This window comes from Cohaesibacter sp. CAU 1516, from assembly GCF_005771485.1.
Lineage (GTDB): Bacteria > Pseudomonadota > Alphaproteobacteria > Rhizobiales > Cohaesibacteraceae > Cohaesibacter > Cohaesibacter intestini.
This window is the reverse complement of the sequence record NZ_VANT01000001.1, coordinates 1,200,819-1,221,614: the sequence shown is the minus strand read 5'-3', so window position 1 is coordinate 1,221,614 and position 20,796 is coordinate 1,200,819. Positions and strand designations below refer to the sequence as shown.

Genomic DNA, 20,796 nt, shown 5'->3' with positions numbered 1-20,796 from the left:
GGCGTCAATGGCAGGTGTGCTGTTCGGTGTCATGTCGGTCATTGTCTGGTCTTTCTTTCCCGGCGCAGGCAACCTCAAGGGCGCAGCAGCAACGAGGAATCCCCGTATGAATAGAAGCGATAGCCGTTCTTGATGGCATGCGCATAGGCTGCCTGCATCCGTTCCTGTCCCATGATGGCAGAAACCAGCATGAACAGGGTGGATTTTGGCAGATGAAAATTGGTCATCAAGCCATCAATCGCCCGAAAGCGATAGCCCGGTGTGATAAAAATGGCGGTATCACCGCAAAAGGGCTGCACGACACCCGCCTCATCCGTCGCGCTCTCCAGAAGCCGCAGAGAGGTCGTACCGACCGCAATGATCCGATTGCCCCGCGCATGCACTTCGTTCAATCTGGCGGCCATCTCAGGACTGATCTCGCCCCATTCCGCATGCATCACATGGTCTTCGGTATCATCCGCCTTGACCGGCAGGAAAGTCCCTGCCCCCACATGCAAAGTCACGAAGTGCCGTTCGATGCCTTTGGCATCCAGCGCATCGAAAAGCCGGTCGGTGAAATGCAGCCCGGCGGTTGGTGCTGCAACCGCGCCCTCTTCACGGGCATAGATGGTTTGATAGTCGGTCTTGTCGCGCTCATCCTCGGCGCGTTTCGACGCGATATAAGGCGGTAGCGGAATATGGCCCACCTCGGCGATCGCAGCATCAAGCGACGCCCCTTCGGCGTCAAACTGCAACACCACCTCGCCCGCATCCCCTTTCTCAAGGATGCGCGCGCTCAGATGGGAGCCAAACTCGATCCGATCACCAAGCTGGACCTTTTTCGCCGGCCGGGCAAAGGCACGCCAGGTTGCCAGATCTTCGCGTTTGTGCAGATTGAAATGGATGCCGGCGCGAATATCACCGCGCACCCGGGTTCCTGCCAGTTCCGCCGGGATTACCTTGGTATCATTGAACACCAAAGCATCGCCAGGCTGCAGAAAGTCAGCCAGATCGAGCACCCGGTGAGTTTCGAAGGCACCGGATGGTGGCACAAGCAACAGCTTTGCCTCGTCGCGCGGATCATGCGGACGCAAGGCGATATTCTCGGCGGGAAGGTCAAAGTCGAAGAGGTCGACGCGCATGAATTGGCTCAGTCATCGATGGGCGCATGGCTCATCAAGTGCTCCAGGCGCGATTTTGCAGAACAACACGGTATCCGTCCGGATCTTCAAAGGTGATCCCGACCTGATCCCAATAGTCATTGTTGGATGGGACGGCTTCATATCCTGCCTGCCGCATCATATCAACCCGTTTCTGCCATTCTTCGCGCTCAGGCAGGTAGAAAACCAGCAAAGCCTCATGATCCGGCGCCCGCGGCGCCGTCACACCATGCTCAATGGTGAATTCGAGATGATAAGGGGCATTGGGGTGACCGATGATCAGGCCATCAAAGCCGTTATGCCCCTCAAAGGAGCCAAGAAGAGCGAAGCCCAGACCCTCGCAATAAAAAGCTTTAATTGCTTCAAAATCGCAACAAGAACGAGCAACGCGCATTTTAGGAAAGTGAATGTCGTAACTCATGCAAGGTCCGGGCTTCGAGAAAGGTCTTAGACGTCAGCAGCGACGCGCATGGAAACGATGCTGTCAGGATCCTGCACCGGCTCGCCACGCTTGATTTCGTCGATATTTTCCATGCCTTCGATCACATCACCCCAGTAGGTATACTGGTTGTCGAGCCAAGGGGCACGGTCAAAGCAGATGAAGAACTGGCTGTTGGCAGAATTCGGGTTCATCGCACGGGCCATCGAGCAGGAACCGCGCACATGCTCGGTGGTGGAGAATTCAGCTTTCAGGTCAGGCTTGTCAGAACCACCAGTACCGGTGCCATGAGGGCAGCCAACCTGAGCCATAAAGCCATCGATAACCCGGTGGAACACGATACCGTCATAGAATTTTTCGCGCGCCAGCTCTTTGAGGCGCTCGCAATGGGCCGGAGCAAGGTCCGTACGCAGGGCGATGACAACTTTGCCCTTGGTGGTTTCCATGATCAGGGTGTTTTCGGGATCTTTGATCTCTGCCACTTGTCTCTTCCTTTTCTAAGAGAGTAGGCCCCGCTCCATTCTGCGATGGATATCGGAGCTGTTTGCAAAGGCCTGTCTTGGCAACAGCCCTTACATATTGAATTGCTAGGATTATTCGGCGTCAGCTGCAACCTGCATCTTGACTATAACGTCGGGATTTGCAGGCGGTTCGCCCTTTTTCAGGCGATCAATGAATTCCATGCCTTCGGTCACTTCACCCCAGACCGTATATTGGCCATTGAGCCAGGACGCGCGATTGAACATGATGAAAAACTGGCTGTTGGCACTGTTCGGAGATGAGGAACGCGCCATGCCCACCACGCCGCGTTCAAACGGACGGGCATTGAACTCGGCCTTGAGATCCGGCAGATCCGACCCCCCGGTGCCATTGCCACGCGGGTCGCCAGTCTGGGCCATAAAGCCATCAATCACACGGTGAAATTTTAGCCCGTCATAAAAGCCTTTGCGGGCCAGTGTCTTGATCCGCTCCACATGCTTGGGGGCAAGATCCGGCCGCATCTTGATGACAACACGGCCATGCACCGTGTCAAGATAGAGCATATTGTCCTTTTCGTCCGCGAAGGCAGTCTGCGATCCGCTCCAAACGAGAGTAGCCAGAAGACCAGCAGTCAGAAACAAGCGTCGGGTAAGGGTCATGTATTTTCCGTTCAGCTAGAGAGCTTTTTGTCAAAGGCCGCTTTAACGACATCGGGCACGAAGGGTGAAATGTCGCCCCCCATGACGGCAACCTGACGAATCAGACTGGCAGCAATATGGCGTACCGAGCTGCCTGATGGCAAATAAATGGTCTGCACTTCCGGCGCCAATGTTTCATTGATCCCCGCCAACTGCATTTCATAATCAAAATCGGTGCCGTCGCGCAACCCACGGATCATAATGGTCGCATCGGATCGTTTGGCGGCATTGATCACCAAATCATCAAACGTCACCACTTTCAGCTCGGTTTCCGTTTCTGCGGCAATCGGCGAGACCACCGCATGAATAAGGTCATGGCGTTCCTCCGGCGTGAAAAACGGGGCCTTGCCATGATGCACCCCGATGGCCAGCACCAACTCATCAACCAGATGGCAGGCGCGATGGACAATATCGAGATGACCAAAGGTGATCGGATCAAAGGATCCGGGATAAAGGGCGACTTTCTTTGACATTGTCTGCTTCCATTGCATTGCGTGCCTGCCCTTTTCAAGACAGGAAATATACAACGCTGTCAATAGTGCAATACTCGAATTCAGGCTTGCCTTCCAAAACGAATAATGAGAGACATCCGTAAAAATGAATAGGAGATGAACGCGATGCTCAGCCCTACTTCATATAGGTTTCGATAAAAGATTTTTTAACGTTGATTTCGTAATAATGCTGATAATTCGGGGATGTTGATATGGCTTCTATGGAAAAAACCAAATTCTTCGTGGCAACTGGCATCATGATTTGCGTGATGGGGCTTGGATTCATTGCATTGAGCGGCACGTCAGCCTTGTCTGATGGCTATGGCACTCCACTCGATATTTCGAGCTTGGGCTTTTTCGGTGAGTCGAACTCCGGCGCCTGCGTCGCCCAAAAAGGCACCAGCTCCTGCAGCAGCGAACTCGCGCTGGTCAACTGAGCTCTTGAGAACACGCCATTTCTCTTAGAGATCAAGCATAGCTCAGGCACCACGTGTCAGAGCTATGTATCAGAGCATTTTCCATTTTCTTCGATAATCAGAACACAAGATTCTGTCCTGTGCAGTTGCCAGCCCATGCAATCTTGACCATCTGACCAATAAAAAAGGCCCGTCTTGCGGGCCTTCTTTTTTATCTTGTCGCACATAGTTTCCGTGGGAGATTAGCTTTCATCTCCAGATGGTTCGGCGTCTGGAGGCGTTGCACCACCCTCGGCGTCCCCATCCAGCTCATCAGCATCTTCCACCTCGTGATCTTCCTCGGAGATTTTCTCCACGGACACCACGCGCTCGCCTTCGCGGGTCTTGAACACTGTCACGCCCTGCGTCGAGCGCCCCGCAATACGAATACCATCGATTGGACAGCGGATCAGCTGACCACCATCGGTCACCAGCATGATCTGGTCGCTTTCCTCTGCCGGGAAGCTGGCAATCAGCGGGCCGTTGCGGTCATTCACGGCCATGGCAACAATGCCTTTGCCACCGCGACCCGAGGTCCGATATTCATAGGACGAGGTCCGCTTGCCAAAGCCATTCTCAGAAATGGTCAACACGAACTGCTCGGCTGCGTCCATGGCGGCATATTTGTCACCAAGTTCAGCGCCAACAGCATCGGCTTCAACATCGCTCGTCTCCTCGGTCTCTTCGCCAGTCAAGGCACGGCGCATCGCACTGGCCCGACGCAGATACTCACTGCGCTCATCCGGCGTAGCATCGAAGTGACGCAGGATCGACATGGAAATGACCTTATCATCCTCTTCGAGACGAATGCCGCGCACACCGGTCGAGCCACGGCTCTGGAACACGCGCACATCTTCAACCGGAAAGCGGATGCACTGGCCATTGGCCGTCGTCAGCAACACATCATCATCCGCGTTGCAGGTCTCAACCCCGACAATGCCGTCATCGGACCCTTCTTCAAACTTCATGGCGATCTTGCCATTTCGGTTGACCAGTTTGAAGTCGGACAGCTTGTTGCGGCGCACCGATCCGGAGATGGTGGCAAACATCAGATCGAGGGTTTCCCAGCTCTCCTCATCCTCTGGCAATGGCAGAATAGAGGTGATCCGCTCACCTTGTTGCAAAGGCAGCAGATTGATTAGAGCCTTGCCCTTGCCTTGTGGAGCGGACAATGGCAGACGCCAGACCTTCATCTTGTAGGCAATGCCGCGCGAGGAGAAGAACAGCACCGGCGTGTGGGTATTGCCCACAAACAGCCGCGTGACAAAATCTTCATCCTTGGTCGCCATGCCGGAGCGTCCCTTACCACCACGGCGCTGGGCGCGATAGGTGGAGAGCGGCACACGCTTGATGTAACCGGCATGGGATACGGTCACCACCATTTCCTCACGCTGGATCAAGTCTTCATCGTCAAAGTCGGCGCCACCTTCGACAATCTCGGTGCGCCGTGGGGTGGCGAATTCTTCCTTCAGATCAAGCATTTCCTGCTTGACGATGGAATAGATCCGCTCACGCGAGCGCAGAATATCGAGATAGTCGGTGATTTTCTCACCCAGCGCATTCAGCTCATCGCCGACCTCGTCACGACCGATTGCCGTCAAACGGGCCAGACGCAATTCAAGAATGGCGCGGGCCTGTTCTTCTGACAGATAGTAAGTGCCGTCGTCATTGATCCGATGGCGCGGATCATCGATCAACAGGATCAAATCCGCCACATCCGTGGCCGGCCAGCGGCGTTCCATCAACTGGTTACGCGCGGTCGTTGGATCAGGCGCATTGCGAATGGTGCGAATGACTTCGTCAATATTGGCAACCGCGATCGCCAAGCCAACCAAAATATGGGCGCGATCACGGGCCTTGTTCAGCAGATATTTCGTCCGACGACTGACAACTTCTTCCCGGAACTGATTGAAGGCATGCAGCACGTCACGCAAATTCATCAGTTCAGGCTTGCCACCATTCAGCGCCACCATGTTGGTGCCAAACGAGGTTTGCAGCTGGCTGAAGCGATAAAGCTGATTGAGCACCACATCAGGCACCGCATCGCGCTTCAACTCGACCACAACCCGCATACCCAGACGGTCGGATTCATCGCGAATATCGGAAATACCCTCAATACGCTTGTCGCGCACCGCCTCGGCGATCTTCTCGATCATCGTTGCCTTGTTCACCTGATACGGGATCTCGGTGACAATCAGCGCCATGCGATCCTTGCGGATCTCCTCGACATCAACCTTGCCGCGCATCATCACCGATCCGCGACCGGTATTGTAATAGCTGCGGATGCCTGCCCGGCCCAGAATGATGCCGCCGGTCGGGAAGTCCGGACCCGGTGCATATTCGAGCAACTCTTCAGCCGACAAAGCCGGATTGTCGATCAAGGCAATCGAGGCATCAATCACTTCACCCAGATTGTGCGGTGGAATGTTGGTCGCCATCCCGACAGCAATACCGCCTGCCCCGTTGACCAGAAGGTTCGGAAAGCGGGCTGGCATCACGCCGGGCTCTCTCTCGGACCCATCATAGTTATCGAGGAAGTCAACGGTATCCTTGTCAAGATCGCCGAGAATGGCCTCGGTGACCTTTTCCAGACGACATTCCGTATAACGCATTGCAGCCGCGCTATCGCCGTCAACAGAGCCAAAGTTGCCCTGCCCGTCGATCAGCGGCAAGCGCAGAGAGAAATTCTGCGTCATGCGCACGAGGGCTTCATAGATCGCACTATCACCATGCGGGTGATACTTACCCATCACGTCACCGACCACACGGGCCGATTTGCGGTAGGGCTTGTTCCACTCGTAGCCATTCTCATGCATGGAATAAAGAATGCGGCGATGCACCGGCTTGAGGCCGTCGCGCACATCGGGCAAGGCACGGCTGACGATCACGCTCATGGCGTAATCGAGATAGCTGCGCTTCATTTCATCCGTGATGGAAGTGGGCTTGATATCGACGGTTAGTCCGTCGCCCGAATCGTTCATGTTTTTGTCTGTCAAAGGAGTGTCTCGAATCCCTGTCAAAAAGGTAGTTCTGTATAAACGATTTGCGCCGCCACATCAAAATTTTGCTCTTGCCCTGTTAGCAAATAGGCTGAACATTGTCGACCAGGGCCATTCCTGATATGCGAGTGGTTTCCATATGTTGTTGGCGGACCGTTTCCTCTGCGTTTCAGCCCTTGCCATCAGGCGCAAAAAAAATGCGGGAAAGTGAGACATGCTGCCATTTGATACATTGCTGAATGCCTTCGTTACCCTGTTCGTGACCATCGACCCGATCGGCCTTGCGCCAATCTTTCTGGCGGTCACCAGTGGCGCATCCAAGCAGGAACGTTTCAAGATCGGAACCCGCGCGGTGATTGTGGCCGCGGGCATCCTGTTGACCTTTGCCTTTGTCGGCCAGATCATCCTGTCAGTGCTTGGCATCTCCCTGCCTGCCTTCCGGATTGCCGGTGGCTTGCTGCTCTTTTTCATTGCCTTTGAAATGGTTTTCGAGAAACGCAAGGAGCGCAAATCAAAATCTGCTGAGGAAGCCTTGTCCGACGATGAAATGCACGACATTGCAGTTTTCCCATTGGCCATCCCGCTGATATCGGGTCCTGGTGCCATATCGGCGGTGCTGCTTCTGTCTTCCCAGTCCACCAACTGGGTCGAGATGACCTCCATTCTTGCCATCATTGCCAGCGTGCTGCTGCTGGTGTTGCTCACCTTTGCCATTGCAGGTTGGGTGGAAAAGGCCCTTGGTGACAGTGGCCGCAACATTCTAACCCGTCTGCTCGGCGTGCTGCTCTCGGCGCTGGCCATTCAGTTCATCGCCGATGGTGTCCGTGCCATGATCACCGGCTAACGCACAGCCAAACATGCCCGCCGAAAGGGGATGCTCCCAAAGGCAGGTGCACCAGGTACGTCCAATCTTGTCAAGCACCCGAGGCGGGCTTATCCTTCATTGCGGAGGACATGCGTATGAGTAACAAGACAGCCGAAGAGCTCGAGCTGAAAATCCAGATGGATGTCGGCGAGCTTCGTGCTCTGCAAGCAAAAGCCGAGGCGCGTGCGGGCAGTGACGCCCTTCCGGCCCAACGGCGATTGCGCTCCATCTATTTCGACACAGCCGATCATGCCCTGCGGAAAGCTGGCATCGCGCTGCGGGTGCGCGATGATGATGGCTGCTGGATCCAGACCATCAAGGCCAAGACCAAGGTTCAGGGCGGTGTGTCGAACCCGCAGGAAAGTGAAACCGAAATCGCAGGTCCAAAACCGCAGCTGGACCAAATCCTCGACGGTAGCTTGCGTGCCAAGGTCCAAGACGCAACCAACGGCGCGCTGGTCTTGCCCATCTTCGAAACCGTTGTTGAGCGCACCAGCTTTGATTTGCACACGGCCAATGGTGGCTGCGTCGAATTGGCCATCGATATGGGGCATGTCTTCAGCGACAAGGGCCTTCAGCCCATCGGCGAAGCGGAACTGGAACTGAAATATGGCAATGTTGCCGACCTGCTCGATTTGGCCGGGGCCCTGTTCGAAGGTCAGCATTGTCGTCTGGCCAGTCGCAACAAAGCCACCCTTGGTTACGTCCTGATCGGAGCGGAGAGCGCCAAACCGCCCAAACCCAAACCTGTCAGCTTGCCCGCTCTCACAACAGGCCAAAGCATCGAGCAGACATTCATCCAGCAAATGGACCCCATTGTTGCAGCGATCCTGCACAATTGGCACGTCATGACGCAAAGCCCCAATCCCGAAGGACCGCATCAACTGCGCATCAATCTGCGCCTGCTTCGCAGCCTGCTACGAGCCTTTCGCCCGGTGATCGACGGCCCGCCGCTGCGTGCCCTCGACAAGAAGGCACGCACTCTGTCGCGGCATGTGGGACAACTGCGCGACATGGATGTGCTGGTCGAAGACATCTATTTGCCCGTCGTCGCGCAAACTGACGGGGATTTGAGCAACGAGCAACGCATCCTGACCGGCCGGCTCAAACGCTATCGCGACATGGTCCGCAGGCATGTGCTCGAAGAGCTGGAACAATGGTCCCACGCCTCCTTCCAAATCGAGTTGGCACTTTTCACCCGACAGAAAGCCTGGCGCAAATATGTCTCCAAACCAGACAGGAAAGCACCCATCGACGGGTTGGCGGCCAAGGCACTGGACAAATCCCTCGGGCAAGCCAAACGTCATGGTGACCATCTGACAAAACTCACCCCGGATGAACGCCATGCCATGCGCAAGCGCCTCAAGACGCTGCGCTATCAGGGACAGCTCTTCGCCACCCTCTATGACACCGATAAAACCAACGCCTTCAACAAGCGTCTGAAGGCGTTGCAGAAAATCTTTGGCTACATCAATGACGTGGAAATGGCGGAAAAGCTTGGTGCCGTCACCCAATTGGCAGGCGGCAGCGACGAGAGCGATGCAGCCATCGTCGCCCATGTGCTTGAAACGCATCAAACCGAAGCCGATCACGCTTGGCACAAGGCAAAGAAACGCTGGAAACAATTCGACAAGGCCAAGATGTTCTGGCACTGAACCGCAAACCAATGCGGTCCCGCAAACCAAAAAGGCCCGATCCTGTGATCGGGCCTTTTTGTTTCATATCAGAAGAGACAAGCCTACATCGGCTTATCGACCCCTTTGAGCGCCACATAGATCGCGGGAATGACCAAAACCGTCAGCAGCGTCGAGGAAGCCAACCCGAACAACAGCGAGATGGCCAGCCCCTGAAAGATCGGGTCCGCCAAAATCACCGCAGCCCCGATCATCGCAGCCAGCGCCGTTAGCATGATCGGCTTGAAGCGGATGGCCCCCGCCTCCAGCAACACATCCTTTAGCGGTCGCCCTGATCCTTTTTCATGACCAACGAAATCAACCAGCAGGATCGAGTTGCGTACGATGATCCCGGCCAGAGCGATGAAGCCGATCATCGAGGTCGCCGTGAAGGCAGCATCAAACAACCAATGACCAAGCATGATTCCGATGAGGGTCAGCGGGATCGGCGTCAACACCACCAACGGCACTCGGAAGGAGTGGAACTGGGCCACCACCAAGGCATAAATACCCAGAATGGCGATGGCAAAGGCTGCCCCCATGTCGCGGAACGTGATCCAGGTCACTTCCCATTCTCCATCCCACAGGATCGATGTGACAGATTCATCCTTTGGCTGACCATTGAGCAAGATCTGCGGCTTGGGCAGATCGCCCCAATCATGGGCATCGATCTTCTCCTGCACCGCCAGCATGCCATAGATCGGGGCTTCAAAATCCCCGGCAAGGTCGGCCATCACCATTTCTGCCGCGCGGCCATTATGCCGGAAGATCGGAAAACTCGCCTGCTCCCGCTCGATCCGCACCACATCCCCAAGTTCGATCACACCACGTTCGCCCGGAATGGCATTCTGCGGCACCGGGATGGTGAGCAAGCGCTCGGAAATCGTCAGATCGGACCGATTGGGCTTGACGGCAATCGCAACCGGACGACGCCCGCCCCCTTTGTGGGAATAACCAACCACCTGCCCATTCAGATAGTAGCGAATGGTCTGATAGACATCTCCCTGCTCGACCCGATGATATTCCAGATTGTCTTGATCGATGCGAATGCGCGCGCGTGTCGTCGGGACACCGAAACTGTCATCGACATCGACAATGAAGGATACAGCGTCAAACAGCTTGCGCAATTCTGATGCCACCGCACGGCGGGTTTCCGGGTCCGGACCATAGATTTCCGCCAGAAGCGTCGAGAGAACAGGTGGTCCGGGCGGCACTTCAACCACCTTCAAAACCGTGCCTTCCGGCTGTGGCACATCAGCGATCAGGTCGCGGACTTCCAACGCCACCGCATGGCTGGTCCGGTCGCGGTCCTCCTTATTCACCAGATTGATCTGCAAATCCCCCTGCTCCGGATTGGTGCGGAAGAAATAGTGCCGTACCAAGCCGTTGAAACCAAAAGGTGCAGCCGTCCCTGCATGGGACTGGATCGAGGTGATTTCAGCGATGCCTTTGAGACGATCAGCCGCTGCCGCCAACAATCGATCGGTAGCCTCCAGACTGGAGCCTTCGGGCAAATCTGCGATCACCTGCAGTTCCGATTTGTTATCAAACGGCAACAGCTTGACCGTCACATCCTTGGAATAAATCAGCAGGGTCGAAGCAATGGTCGCCACCCCAACCAACAGCAAGAAAATCCAAGCCCGCCCGCGGCCTGACAGGATCGGTGTCGCCACGAGGCGATAGCTGCGCCCCAAAATACCGCCGTCAGCCGCTTCACTATGGCCGGGTTTGCCGATGAGATTCATCAGCCAAGGCGTCAGCATCACCGCAACAAAGAAAGATAACACCATCGCCGCAGAAGCCACCGCCGGGATTGGACTCATATAAGGCCCCATCAGCCCGGAGACAAACATCATCGGCAACAAAGCAGCCACCACGGTCAGGGTGGCAATGACTGTCGGATTGCCAACCTCAGCCACCCCTTCAATCGCCGCCTCGATCTTGGAGCGATCATCCTTCATCGCCCAGTGCCGCGCGATATTCTCGATCATCACAATGGCATCATCGACCAGAATGCCGATGGCAAAGATCAAGGCGAACAACGACACCCGGTTGATTGTGTAGCCCATCAGATAGGCGGCCGCCAAAGTCAACAAAATGGTCGTTGGAATGACAATCAAAACCACCAGACCTTCGCGTAGCCCGATGGCAACGCCGACCAGAATGACAATCGAAATGGTCGCCAGTCCCAGATGATAGAGCAGCTCATTGGCTTTTTCATTGGCCGTATCGCCATAATTGCGGGTGACATCGACACGGATGTCCTGCGGGATCAATTGCCCCTTCAATTGCTCGACACGCTCCAGGATGGCGTGGGAGATATTGACCGCGTTCGCTCCCTTGCGCTTGGCAATGGCCAGCGACACTGCGGGCAACCGCTCAAAGCCACCCTCCTCGTTGCGCGTCAGGTTCCAAACCCGGTGATCCTTCTGGCTTTGCCCAACCACGATTTTGGCCACATCCTGCACATAGACCGGACGCCCGTCGCGGCTGGTCAGCAACAGCAATCCAATCTCGGAAGCGCTCTGCAAGGTCTGCCCGACCGCCACCGGCAAGGACCGGTTCTGTTCACGCAACGCGCCGGTCATGAAGGAGCTGTTGGCAGACTGCACCTTGCCCACCAATTGCTGCAAGGTCAGGCCGTAAAGGGCCAGTTTTTCCGGGTCCGGTTCGATACGGATCTGGTCTGTCTGCCCCCCCACCAGATAGGTAAGGCCAATATCCTCGAGCTTGGACAGTTCCACTCTCAATTCATCTGCAATGTTATAAAGGGCAGCATCGGTCCAACGGTCGGCAACCGAGCGGTCCGGCGACAGGGTCAGGACGTTGATCGCCACATCATCGATGCCGCGCCCCACAACCAATGGCTCGGGGATACCGACAGGAATGGCCGAGAGATTGGCGCGGATCTTGTCATGCACCCGCAAAATAGCGGCGTCCGAGCTGGTGCCAACCAGAAAACGCGCCGTGACCACCACCTGATCGTCATAGCTGTTGGAATAGACATGCTCGACACCATCAATGCTCTTGACGACGGTCTCCAGCGGCTCGGTAATGAGCTTGACCGCATCATCTGCCTTCAAACCGTCTGCCCGGACATGAATATCGACCATCGGCACAGAAATCTGCGGCTCTTCCTCGCGCGGCAAGGCCATCAGGGCCACCAGACCCAGCGCAAAAGAGGTGATCAGCAAAAGGGGCGTCAATGGCGAGCGAATGAAGCTTTTGGCCAATCCACCCGACAGGCCGAGGCCCAGTTTTTTTGGGGATTTATTTTTGTCCATGCTCGCCCCCTTGCGGCTGGATCAGAATGTCACCAGCCTCAATGCCAGAGAGAATTTCGACCATCAGACCGCTCTGTTTGCGGTGACTGCGCCCCACTTGCACGGCGATGTCAGCTGTTTTGTCATCGGCCAGTCTGGACGTGACAAAATCAACCCCAAAGCGCGTGAAAACCAGATCATCAGGCACCAGCAAGGCGGATCGTTCCCCGGCACTGACGCGCACCTGAATGCGCTCTCCGACAAAATAGTCGCCCAAATCCGGAACCGTTGCATCGGCAAGCACACGACCATTGGCGATTTGCGGGTACACCTTGACGATTGTTCCAGTCCGATCACAGCCTTTGGCGCAATCCTGCCCTCGGGCCGCGAGCGCAACGCTATCGCCCTTATGCAAGAAACGCGCATGGCGCTCTGGCAGCGAAAGGCGCAATATATAATGTTCCTTGGCAATGGTGGCGACAGCCTCTCCGGGCATCACGACCGACCCGACCGTGATCGGCACATCCAGCACCCGACCCGTCTGTGGCGCCAAAACGGCGCCCTCTTCCAGCTGACGCACAATCACGGCCTTCTCGGCCTCAGAAGCCTCAAGCTTGCTTTTTGCAACGTCATATTGGGTGTTGATCTGATCGAGCCGTGCCTTGGTGGTTGACCCGCGCTGGAAAAGGGCCTGTGTCCGCTCCAACTCTGTCTTGAGATTGGCAATCTCCCGTTCCGCAGCGCGGATCTGCGCCTCGATGGCCTCAATCTGCAGATCAAGCTTTGGGTCCTTGACCAAAGCGATCACGGCACCTTCTTGCACAAGATCGCCCTCGGTCGCACTCAACTCGGTCACCGTTCCGGAAATGCGCACCCGCGCCGCAATCGCGTCGGTGCTTTCAACGGTCGCGAAGACCGCCTTTTTGTCTGCAATGGTCATTGCCTTGACGACAAACCCCTCCGCTTGCGCGGCAGTCACCGCCAAAAGCAGGCTCATCAGGCTTGCGACATGCAAAGAAGCCCTGAAAGGGTTGAAGAGTGGGTTTGAAATGGTGCGCATGGTTCTCATGCTCCTGCCTGAGTGAATTATATTAGTATTTACGAATATAAGAAACTATTTGCTTTGTCAAAGGCCAGACATCGCAATTCGCTATTTTCTTCTGCGCGCCCATCAGATAGGAATCAAACATCACTCTGTTCCGGGGCGACAGAAAGAGGAGAAGAGACTTGGCTGCTGGGTCCAAAAAGGTCATTTATGCCGCATTGGCAGGCAACGCGCTGATTGCCGTAACCAAATTCATCGCGTCATCCATCACCGGCTCATCAGCCATGATGGCAGAAGGCATCCACTCACTGGTGGATACTGGCAATCAGGGCCTGCTGCTCTATGGCATCCGTCGGGCCGCCCAACCCGCAGACAAGAAGCATCCGTTCGGCTATGGGTCAGAGCTCTATTTCTGGGCCTTTGTCGTGGCTTTGTTGATCTTTGCTGTTGGCGCAGGTCTCTCCATTTATGAAGGCATTCACAAGGTGCTTGAGCCCTCCGAGATCGCCGATCCGACCATCAACTTCGTGGTGCTTGGCCTTGCCATCTGCTTTGAGGGCTGGGCCTGGATGGTGGCATTCAAGGAATTCAGCAGCACAAAAGGCAAGAAAGGCTGGGTGGCTGCGGTCAAGGACTCTAAGGATCCTACCGTTTTCACTGTCCTGTTTGAAGACTCAGCGGCCATGCTGGGGCTGGTTGTCGCAGGCATAGGCATCGCCATCGCTTACTATTTCCACATTCCGTGGATGGATGGTGCAGCCTCCATTGTCATCGGCATCATTTTGGCGACAACAGCCTTCCTGCTCGCCTATGAAACCAAGGGGCTACTGATCGGGGAAGCTGCGTCAGACGAGTTGGAGAGCGAGATCGCCAGCGTGGTGGCCAGTCACCCGGCAGTGACGACCGTCAATGAATTGCGCACACTGCATCGCGGCCCCAACGAGGTTTTGTTGACCCTCAGCCTCGATTTCCGCAATGATCTGATGGTGGGTGAGTTGGAGAAGGTCATCGCTGACCTTGAAACCCAGATCAGGGACCGCTTTGACAGCATCCATCGGATTTTCATTGAAGCCCAGTCCTACAAGGACCATCTTTCCGTTGCCCAGACGATGAATGAGCAAGCCTGACCAGCACCTAGGCAACGCTCCTCTTGATTCTTCAAAAAGCCCCGCACTGCTACATGTGCGGGGCTTTTGTTTTGCCCGTCCTCGGCGCAAAATGGGTAAAGCACATCCAATCAGGAGGGCCACATGCGCTTATTCCCTTCATCTTTGCCGCACATCTGGAACGCCAGCCGTCCCCTTGCCTGCCTCATTCCTCTGCTTGGCTTCACCATGTCGGCAGAAGCGGGCAACTGTGACCGCATCCATTATGGCACCGAACTGGTCGACGATGTCACCTATTGCGCCAGCTCCATCCTCCCCAACTCGCGGGTCGCCACCTACCGACCGGGCAACCTTGAAGGTTGGGGCCTATCAAAGGCACACCGGGCCTGGTGCGAAGGCGCCTATGGCTCGGGCGAAGGCGAGTGGGTTGCCATGCAAGTCCGCCCCGGCACCCGCATTCGCAAGATAATGTTCCTGAATGGCTATCAGAAAAGCAACAAAAGCTATCGAGAGAATGCCCGGGCGCGGGACATAACGATCGAAACCGACCAAGGGGCACGCTTCTCTCATCGACTGGACGATCGCCCCGGCGTGCAGGAAGTCTATCTTGGTGGTTGGCACGATGTGCAAACCCTGCGGGTCTATATCGAGACTATCTATCCGGGCTCAAGATATGACGATCTGTGCCTGTCTGGAATGGCGCTGGATTTCGAAGATCTCCGTGACTTCGAATACCAGCAGCAATAGGTCAGGCAAGGCCAGACACAAGAAAACCCGGCCAAAGCCGGGTTTTGTATCGCATCGACAAGATCCGATCGGTCAAAATGGAATATCGTCGTCCAGATCGTCGCGGAAGTTGCTTGCCTGTGGGCTGCTCTGCTGTGGTCCACCACGCTGACCACCAAAGTCGCCCCCCTGCTGACCACCGAAGTTGCCGCCGGGACCACCAAAATCACCGCCTTGCTGACCACCAAAGTTGCCACCACCGCCGCCTTCGCCGCGATTGTCCAGCATGGTCAGATTGCCGTTGAAGCCCTGCAGAACCACTTCGGTCGAATAGCGATCCTGACCATTCTGATCCTGCCATTTACGGGTCTGCAGCTGGCCTTCCAGATACACTTTAGAGCCCTTGCGCAGATATTGCTCGGCAATACGGCACAGACCTTCATTGAAAATGACCACCCGATGCCATTCGGTTTTTTCGCGACGCTCGCCGGTGTTGCGATCCTTCCAGCTTTCGGAAGTGGCGACCGAGAGATTGGCGATGGGGCGGCCGTCCTGCGTGCGGCGAATATCCGGGTCATTGCCCAAATTGCCCACGAGGATGACTTTGTTCACACTACCGGCCATTCGATTGTCCTTTTTATATCTGATCTTTCCGGCCCGTTTGTAACGGGATTGAATTGTTCGCCAGCATAGGCAAGAACGAAGATCAGTTCCATCCTCTCTTGCTTCAATCCCCGACAATCCCGCAAAATGGACTGAAAACCTCGTCATTCCGGCTTCGATATCGATGCCTGATGCCATATTTTAAACGATTCACACCATAGAACAAAATGTGTACATTTTAAATTTGTCTCGCTAATATGACCAAAAATTGAATCACTCAAACCGCGTGATTGCCATAGGTTTGACAAAGCACTATTGGAAGCTGTGAAGGCGTCATCAGGACTTTCCCAGAGGAATGATCCTTTGCGCTTCGTCACACGTACCAACGACTTCAGCGATTGTGCCCACAAAGCCCATTGGAATACCAAGCGATCCGTCCCGAAAAGGTCTGTCATGTACAAGGATAACGAGAAATCCGTTGCTCCCTCCCAGGTTTCATCCCAGAAAATGATTTCGATTCGCGGCGCGCGGGAGCATAATCTCAAGAATGTCGATCTGGACATTCCGCGCGATCAGCTGATCGTCATGACCGGCCTGTCTGGTTCGGGCAAGAGCTCGCTTGCCTTTGACACCATCTATGCGGAAGGCCAACGGCGTTACGTGGAGTCACTCTCCGCCTATGCTCGGCAGTTCCTTGAAATGATGCAGAAGCCGGATGTCGACCAGATTGACGGCCTGTCGCCCGCCATTTCGATCGAACAGAAGACCACGTCACGCAATCCACGCTCCACCGTCGGTACGGTGACCGAGATCTACGACTATATGCGTTTGTTGTTTGCCCGCGTCGGCATTCCCTATTCACCAGCCACGGGGCTGCCGATTGAGAGCCAGACCGTCAGCCAGATGGTCGACCGGGTGATGGATCTACCGGTCAAATCGCGCTTTCTTCTGCTCGCTCCGATTGTGCGTGGCCGCAAGGGAGAGTTCCGCAAGGAGCTAGCCGAACTGGTCAAACGCGGCCTCACCCGCTTTCGCATCGATGGGCAGATGTATGACGATGGTGACCTGCCGACACTGGATAAGAAGTTCAAGCATAACATTGAGGTCGTGGTTCACCGCATGGTGGTCAAAGAAGGTATTGAAAAGCGCCTTGCCGACTCCCTCGAATTGTCTCTGGAGCTGGCCGACGGTCTGGCGATTGTCGAACTGGTTGACGAGAAGGACGATAAGGGAGAACCAAAACGCATCACCTTCTCGGAAAAATTCGCCTGCCCGGTCTCCGGCTTCACAATTCCGGAAATTGAACCACGGCTTTTCTCGTTCAACAATCCCTTTGGTGCCTGCCCGACCTGCGATGGTCTGGGCAGTGAATTGCAGATCAGTCCCGATCTTGTCGTCCCAGACACCTCACTCAGTCTCAAGGATGGGGCCATTGCGCCATGGGCCAAAGGCACCTCGCCATTCTATCGCCAGACACTGGACGCCCTTGCCAAGCATTATGACTTCAAGCTGACCGTGCCGTGGATCGAACTGCCCTTCAAGGCACAGGAAGTGCTTCTGTATGGCACGGGCGAGGAAAAGGTTCAGTTCGTCTATGACGACGGTGCCCGCTCCTACAAATCGCAAAAACCATTCGAGGGGGTCATTCCCAATCTTGAGCGCCGCTTCCGCGAAACCGAAAGCAACTGGGCGCGCGAGGAGATCGGCAAATACCAGTCAAGCCACCCCTGCTCGGCCTGTGATGGCCACCGCCTGAAGCCCGAGGCCTTGGCGGTCAAGCTCGACAATAAGCATATTTCTGAAGTCTCCAGCCTGTCGATCCGCGCTGCCGCTCACTGGGTGCGCGACCTGCCGGACAGCTTGACGCCCAAACAAATGGAAATTGCCGAGCGGATTCTCAAAGAAATCCGTGAGCGCCTGACCTTCCTCAATGATGTGGGGCTGGAATATCTGACCCTGTCGCGCAATTCCGGCACCTTGTCGGGCGGCGAAAGCCAGCGCATCCGACTCGCCTCGCAAATAGGCTCCGGCCTGACCGGTGTGCTTTATGTGCTCGACGAACCTTCCATCGGCCTGCATCAGCGCGACAATGCCCGCTTGCTCGAAACCCTCAAACATCTGCGCAATCTGGGCAACACCGTCATCGTGGTCGAACATGATGAAGACGCGATCCTAACCGCAGACCATGTCATCGATGTCGGCCCCGGTGCAGGCATCCATGGGGGACGGATTGTCTCACAAGGCACCCCAGACCATATCAAGAATGACCCGGCATCGCTGACCGGCCAGTATTTGTCCGGCGTTGAAGTGATTGGCGTTGACCACGAGCGCCGCAAGGGCAAAAAAGGCAAAAATATCACGGTCGTCAATGCCCGCGGCAACAACCTCAAAAATGTCACGGCATCGATTCCCCTTGGCACCTTCACTTGCGTGACGGGCGTTTCTGGTGGCGGCAAGTCCACCTTCCTGATCGATACCCTTTACAAGGGTGCAGCCATGAAGCTCAATCGTGCCCGTGCCATGCCATCCCCGCACGATCGGATCGAAGGCTTGGAACATGTCGACAAGATCATCGATATCGACCAGTCACCGATTGGCCGCACACCACGCTCCAATCCGGCCACCTATACCGGGGCCTTTACCCCGATCCGCGAATGGTTCGCCGGTCTGCCGGAAGCCAAGGCACGCGGCTATGCACCGGGCCGCTTCTCCTTCAACGTCAAGGGCGGTCGTTGTGAGGCCTGTCAGGGCGACGGGGTGATCAAAATCGAAATGCACTTCCTGCCCGATGTCTATGTCACCTGTGACGTCTGCAAGGGCCACCGCTACAATCGCGAAACCCTTGAAGTGGAATTCAAAGGCAAATCCATCGCCGATGTGTTGGAAATGACCGTCGATGAAGCCGCCGACTTCTTTGCCGCGGTGCCATCGGTGCGTGACAAGATGGTCACCCTGCAAAGAGTGGGGCTTGGCTATATCAAGGTCGGCCAGCAAGCGACCACTTTGTCGGGCGGCGAAGCCCAGCGCGTGAAATTGTCCAAGGAATTATCCAAACGCTCAACGGGTCGCACGCTTTATATTCTAGACGAGCCGACCACCGGTCTGCATTTCCACGATGTAGCCAAGCTGCTCGAAGTGCTGCACGAGTTGGTGAGTCAGGGCAATACGGTGATTGTCATCGAGCACAATCTCGAAGTGATCCAGACTGCGGACTGGATTCTCGACCTTGGCCCTGAAGGTGGCGATGGCGGCGGCCAGATTGTCGCTCAGGGCACGCCGGAGGATGTTGCCAAGCATGAGCGTAGCTATACCGGCATTTTCCTCAAGGAGCTGCAGGACCGCCGCAGCAAGCCGTAATTCTGTCCACAGCGCCCACTTTTTCCACATGGCGCGAAAATAGGCACTCCAAGACAGACGCCAAAAAGACGGAATCAGGGTTGGCATCGCATGATTGCCAGCCCTTTTTGCTGCAAAAACGCATGGCTTGTGCACATTGATATACAGAATTGTTGTCTTTGAACTAAATCAAACCCTTTAGCTCGCCTTATGTTGCAGTGCATAATATCAAGGCAGATTTGGCAGAAAATGCTGTTATTTTGCTCGTATTCACCGACACAAATTTCGGCCTAAGCGCTCTGTAGGCGCCAACTTACGTAGATACCTCTAATTGGAAGGTCGAAACCTGACCTTTTGGGTAATTTTTTAAACCATTGTAATTGCAAAGAAAATACATCTACTCACCATTTCTCAGGTGGGAAACCCAACTAGACTGCGACAATTTTACAGATTTGCACGAGATGCAGAACTGCTATGCAATATTGTGCAGTGCACATTCATTTCTGATTTGTTAGAAATATTCCAACAACAGTGATCAACAAGATCACTTCAGAAATTCAGGTTTCCTCCTCCTCCCAGAAACCTGATGGTTTCAAAACGACCTCCTCCCCGTTTTGAGACGTTCAATAAGCCCACCGGACCTCCTCCCCCGGTGGGCTTTTTGCTTTCCGCCTTTCTGAAACCCCGGAAACGGACGCAAGTCTCATCAATCAGCGCGCGCAACAGCACGCTCCCGGACAGGATCCATGCGCATTCTGTTATTTTGAAGGGATTAATGCAGTCCGGCTCAGCTTGCCTGTCGGGACGGGGATTCGCGATACCAGGCTTCCAACGGCTTGATGATTGGCAGAACGCCATTGTCGTGACGCCAGCTATCAACCGCGTGCCTTTTTCCGCTTTCCTTGTCCTTTACCACGGCTGTGGCGTGGGGATAACGACCATCAAGGAAAAAGCCGCGAGCCACCGGCGCAAGCACGGTGTGATATTTGAGCAATCCGTTTTTCTCGGCATAGGTCAGATAAGACGTGGTGTTGCTGGCTTCATCGATGCAATCCATTTGTCCTGCGACACCGGAATTGCGCATATCAAGCCCGCCAATATCCTTGTCAGAGCCGACAATCGGCCCAACCCGCTTCTCGAACCATTGAACGGCCTTGCCGATGGCTTCGCGCTCAGCTTCCGGGCTCGCCTTGCCACGCGCCAGAATGGACTTGAGCTTTGCCAGATCCTTTTCACCGGGTCTGAAACTGTGCTTCAGTTTGCACCCGAAGGCATGGCAAATGTAAATCTGGCTGCTGCTCGGCGCGCGATAGCTCATCCGCGAGGACCAATCGTCCAGAGAACTGGTGCTCTGGGTCTGGCACCCGGCCAGCAAGGCTGACAATCCGCCGACTAGGCAAGAAAAAGAAATGGCTTTGATGCGGGTCATGATGTGAATGAGTCGGCTCCGAAAGGCTGTGTCGCGTCTAATCATGTAT

Annotated in this window: 16 protein-coding genes; 6 read left to right on the top strand and 10 right to left on the bottom strand. The window is 55.4% G+C overall.

Annotated elements, in window-relative coordinates:
- Positions 1-74: 74 nt before the first annotated feature.
- The 5 genes from queA to coaD form a co-directional block, all read right to left on the bottom strand.
- Positions 75-1,121 (bottom strand): tRNA preQ1(34) S-adenosylmethionine ribosyltransferase-isomerase QueA, encoded by a 1,047-nt coding sequence (gene queA, locus FDK21_RS05585; RefSeq protein WP_138147745.1) that lies wholly within the window; start codon positions 1,119-1,121, stop codon positions 75-77.
- A 34-nt stretch (positions 1,122-1,155) separates the two neighbouring features.
- Positions 1,156-1,560 carry a VOC family protein gene (locus tag FDK21_RS05580; RefSeq protein WP_171021954.1) on the bottom strand — a complete coding sequence of 135 codons (405 nt, stop codon included), beginning with the start codon at positions 1,558-1,560 and terminating at the stop codon, positions 1,156-1,158.
- Positions 1,561-1,586: 26 nt separating this feature from the next.
- Positions 1,587-2,060, bottom strand: a complete 474-nt coding sequence (locus tag FDK21_RS05575; RefSeq protein WP_114008758.1) for a peptidylprolyl isomerase — start codon at positions 2,058-2,060, stop codon at positions 1,587-1,589.
- Between the two features lie 111 nt (positions 2,061-2,171).
- A complete protein-coding gene (locus FDK21_RS05570; protein WP_246657510.1) occupies positions 2,172-2,621 on the bottom strand; it encodes a peptidylprolyl isomerase in 450 nt (149 codons plus the stop codon).
- Between the two features lie 107 nt (positions 2,622-2,728).
- Positions 2,729-3,229 carry a pantetheine-phosphate adenylyltransferase gene (gene coaD, locus FDK21_RS05565; RefSeq protein WP_138147743.1) on the bottom strand — a complete coding sequence of 167 codons (501 nt, stop codon included), beginning with the start codon at positions 3,227-3,229 and terminating at the stop codon, positions 2,729-2,731.
- 230 nt (positions 3,230-3,459) lie between these two features.
- Between coaD and FDK21_RS05560 the strand changes: the two genes are divergently transcribed.
- On the top strand, positions 3,460-3,684 hold the full coding sequence (locus tag FDK21_RS05560) for a hypothetical protein (RefSeq protein ID WP_114008760.1): 225 nt from the start codon (positions 3,460-3,462) through the stop codon (positions 3,682-3,684).
- A 221-nt stretch (positions 3,685-3,905) separates the two neighbouring features.
- Here FDK21_RS05560 and gyrA read toward each other — a convergent pair whose 3' ends face one another.
- A complete protein-coding gene (gyrA, locus tag FDK21_RS05555; protein ID WP_138147742.1) occupies positions 3,906-6,683 on the bottom strand; it encodes a DNA gyrase subunit A in 2,778 nt (925 codons plus the stop codon).
- A gap of 232 nt (positions 6,684-6,915) precedes the next feature.
- On the opposite strand from gyrA, the gene FDK21_RS05550 reads away from it, so the two are divergent.
- Both FDK21_RS05550 and FDK21_RS05545 read left to right on the top strand, forming a co-directional pair.
- Entirely contained in the window at positions 6,916-7,545 is a 630-nt protein-coding gene (locus FDK21_RS05550) for a MarC family protein (RefSeq protein WP_114008762.1), read from the top strand.
- A 116-nt stretch (positions 7,546-7,661) separates the two neighbouring features.
- Positions 7,662-9,221 (top strand): CYTH and CHAD domain-containing protein, encoded by a 1,560-nt coding sequence (locus tag FDK21_RS05545; RefSeq protein ID WP_171021953.1) that lies wholly within the window; start codon positions 7,662-7,664, stop codon positions 9,219-9,221.
- An 83-nt stretch (positions 9,222-9,304) separates the two neighbouring features.
- On the opposite strand, the gene FDK21_RS05540 is transcribed toward FDK21_RS05545, so the two are convergent.
- The gene (locus FDK21_RS05540; protein ID WP_246657489.1) at positions 9,305-12,523 is read right to left on the bottom strand and encodes an efflux RND transporter permease subunit; all 3,219 of its coding nucleotides are present in this window, start codon (positions 12,521-12,523) and stop codon (positions 9,305-9,307) included.
- On the bottom strand, positions 12,510-13,562 hold the full coding sequence (locus tag FDK21_RS05535; protein WP_210238675.1) for an efflux RND transporter periplasmic adaptor subunit: 1,053 nt from the start codon (positions 13,560-13,562) through the stop codon (positions 12,510-12,512). The genes FDK21_RS05540 and FDK21_RS05535 overlap by 14 nt, the downstream gene beginning before the upstream one ends.
- 167 nt (positions 13,563-13,729) lie before the next feature.
- Here FDK21_RS05535 and FDK21_RS05530 point away from each other — a divergent pair, with 167 nt between their 5' ends.
- Positions 13,730-14,674, top strand: coding sequence for a cation diffusion facilitator family transporter (locus tag FDK21_RS05530; RefSeq protein WP_114008764.1), 945 nt, complete (start codon positions 13,730-13,732; stop codon positions 14,672-14,674).
- Between the two features lie 123 nt (positions 14,675-14,797).
- The gene (locus tag FDK21_RS05525) at positions 14,798-15,400 is read left to right on the top strand and encodes a hypothetical protein (RefSeq protein ID WP_138147740.1); all 603 of its coding nucleotides are present in this window, start codon (positions 14,798-14,800) and stop codon (positions 15,398-15,400) included.
- Between the two features lie 72 nt (positions 15,401-15,472).
- Here FDK21_RS05525 and FDK21_RS05520 read toward each other — a convergent pair whose 3' ends face one another.
- Positions 15,473-16,003, bottom strand: a complete 531-nt coding sequence (locus FDK21_RS05520; protein WP_114008766.1) for a single-stranded DNA-binding protein — start codon at positions 16,001-16,003, stop codon at positions 15,473-15,475.
- Positions 16,004-16,435: 432 nt separating this feature from the next.
- Here FDK21_RS05520 and uvrA point away from each other — a divergent pair, with 432 nt between their 5' ends.
- Positions 16,436-19,339, top strand: a complete 2,904-nt coding sequence (gene uvrA, locus FDK21_RS05515; protein ID WP_138147739.1) for an excinuclease ABC subunit UvrA — start codon at positions 16,436-16,438, stop codon at positions 19,337-19,339.
- A 766-nt stretch (positions 19,340-20,105) separates the two neighbouring features.
- Here uvrA and FDK21_RS05510 read toward each other — a convergent pair.
- On the bottom strand, positions 20,106-20,792 hold the full coding sequence (locus tag FDK21_RS05510) for a hypothetical protein (protein WP_198662858.1): 687 nt from the start codon (positions 20,790-20,792) through the stop codon (positions 20,106-20,108).
- Positions 20,793-20,796: the final 4 nt, after the last annotated feature.